This is a genomic window from Tenacibaculum sp. SM2510 (assembly GCF_057002845.1).
Window position 1 is genome coordinate 2,370,001 of sequence record NZ_CP192703.1, and the last position, 2,500, is coordinate 2,372,500.

2 rRNA genes (1 of these 2 cut by a window edge) are annotated in these 2,500 nt (G+C 44.6%); both read left to right on the forward strand.

Features of this window, described 5'->3' with window-relative positions:
- A 23S ribosomal RNA gene (locus ACQ629_RS10670) occupies nt 1–1,927 on the forward strand; it begins 957 nt to the left of the window's first position.
- A 100-nt stretch (nt 1,928–2,027) separates the two neighbouring features.
- A 5S ribosomal RNA gene (gene rrf / locus ACQ629_RS10675) occupies nt 2,028–2,136 on the forward strand.
- Nucleotides 2,137–2,500: the final 364 nt, after the last annotated feature.

The window sequence follows — 2,500 nt, forward strand, 5'->3', positions numbered from 1 at the left end:
ATGTTACTCAGCAGTGAGGGCATGGGTGCTAAGGTCCATGTCCGAGAGGGAAAGAACCCAGACCATCAGCTAAGGTCCCCAAATATATGTTAAGTTGAACTAACGAGGTGAAACTGCTTAGACAGCTAGGATGTTGGCTTGGAAGCAGCCATTCATTTAAAGAGTGCGTAACAGCTCACTAGTCGAGCGGTTTTGCATGGATAATAATCGGGCATAAACATATTACCGAAGCTATGGATTTACGTTGAAAGACACGTAAGTGGTAGGGGAGCATTCTATTTGCGCCGAAGGTGTACTGTAAGGTATGCTGGAGCGGATAGAAAAGAAAATGTAGGCATAAGTAACGATAAAGGGGGCGAGAAACCCCCTCACCGAAAGACTAAGGTTTCCTCAGCGATGCTAATCAGCTGAGGGTTAGTCGGGTCCTAAGGCGAATCCGAAGGGAGTAGTCGATGGATAACAGGTTAATATTCCTGTACTTCTTATAATTGCGATGGGGTGACGGAGTAATGAAAGCACCGCGAACTGACGGAATAGTTCGTTGAAACATGTAGCTATTGGAACTGTAGGTAAATCCGCAGATCTAGGTGAAGTGTGATAGTACAACAAATCTTCGGATGCGTTGATAGTGTGCCTAAAGGCTTCCAAGAAAAACCTCTAAGCTTCAGATTATGAGAACCCGTACCGTAAACCGACACAGGTAGTTGGGATGAGAATTCTAAGGTGCTCGAGTGATTCATGGCTAAGGAACTAGGCAAAATCGACCCGTAACTTCGGGAGAAGGGTCGCCCATCTTCGGATGGGCCGCAGTGAAAAGGTCCAGGCGACTGTTTATCAAAAACACAGGGCTTTGCTAAATTGAAAGATGATGTATAAGGCCTGACACCTGCCCGGTGCTGGAAGGTTAAGTGGAGTTGTTAGCCTCGGCGAAGCAATGAAATGAAGCCCCAGTAAACGGCGGCCGTAACTATAACGGTCCTAAGGTAGCGAAATTCCTTGTCGGGTAAGTTCCGACCTGCACGAATGGTGCAACGATCTGGACACTGTCTCAGCCATGAGCTCGGTGAAATTGTAGTATCGGTGAAGATGCCGATTACCCGCAGCGGGACGAAAAGACCCCGTGAACCTTTACTATAGCTTCGTATTGGTTTTGGATAAGTAATGTGTAGGATAGGTGGGAGACTATGAAGCGGCGTCGCTAGGCGTTGTGGAGTTGTCCTTGAAATACCACCCTTTGCTTATCTAGAGTCTAACTCAGCAATGAGAACAGTGCGTGGTGGGTAGTTTGACTGGGGTGGTCGCCTCCAAAAGAGTAACGGAGGCTTCTAAAGGTTCCCTCAGCACGTTTGGTAACCGTGCGTAGAGTGCAATGGCATAAGGGAGCTTGACTGAGAGACATACAGGTCGATCAGGTACGAAAGTAGAGCATAGTGATCCGGTGGTTCCGCATGGAAGGGCCATCGCTCAAAGGATAAAAGGTACTCCGGGGATAACAGGCTGATCTCCCCCAAGAGCTCACATCGACGGGGGGGTTTGGCACCTCGATGTCGGCTCGTCACATCCTGGGGCTGGAGAAGGTCCCAAGGGTTGGGCTGTTCGCCCATTAAAGTGGCACGCGAGCTGGGTTCAGAACGTCGTGAGACAGTTCGGTCTCTATCTGCTGTGGGCGTTAGAAATTTGAGTGGATTTGACTTTAGTACGAGAGGACCGAGTTGAACTAACCTCTGGTGTATCTGTTGTTCCGCCAGGAGCATTGCAGAGTAGCTACGTTGGGAAGGGATAAGCGCTGAAAGCATATAAGCGCGAAACCCACCACAAGATGAGATTTCTTTAAAGGGTCGTGGAAGATTACCACGTTGATAGGATACAGGTGTAAAGGCAGTAATGTCATAGCCGAGTATTACTAATAACCCATAGGCTTATGTATAGTTCCCGGTCTTCGGACCGGGACGCAAACTCTTTTGATAATTTACGATATGATTTTACTAATATGTTAACTTATACAGTTGCAATATACTGAAACAATTTAAGGTGATTATCGCAATGGGGCTCACCTCTTTCCATCCCGAACAGAGAAGTTAAGCCCATTTGCGCCGATGGTACTGCCAATGGTGGGAGAGTAGGTCGTTGCCTTTCTTTTAAACCTCAATCTTTATAGATTGAGGTTTTTTTTTACGCGAAATTTAACTGAAATACATCGCTTTTAGCATAATTACCCCTCTTCTTATATTATAAATAAAGCTTATATAATTTTAAATTACTCATAGCTTTCTATTTTTTCTAATAGTTCGTTTCCCTTTTTCTCTAAATTAAGGTTAACTATAGCACTATAATGACTGATTGTAAATTTATTAATTGGGTGTTCTGCGAGTTCAAATTATTATAGCAGCCAATATGTTCAGACGCTGATTAAAACCACAGTATTTATAATCCTAAATTCAAGATATTTCTTAGAAAATAAAAAGAATAAAGTACTATTAAGTAACCCAAACTTATACAG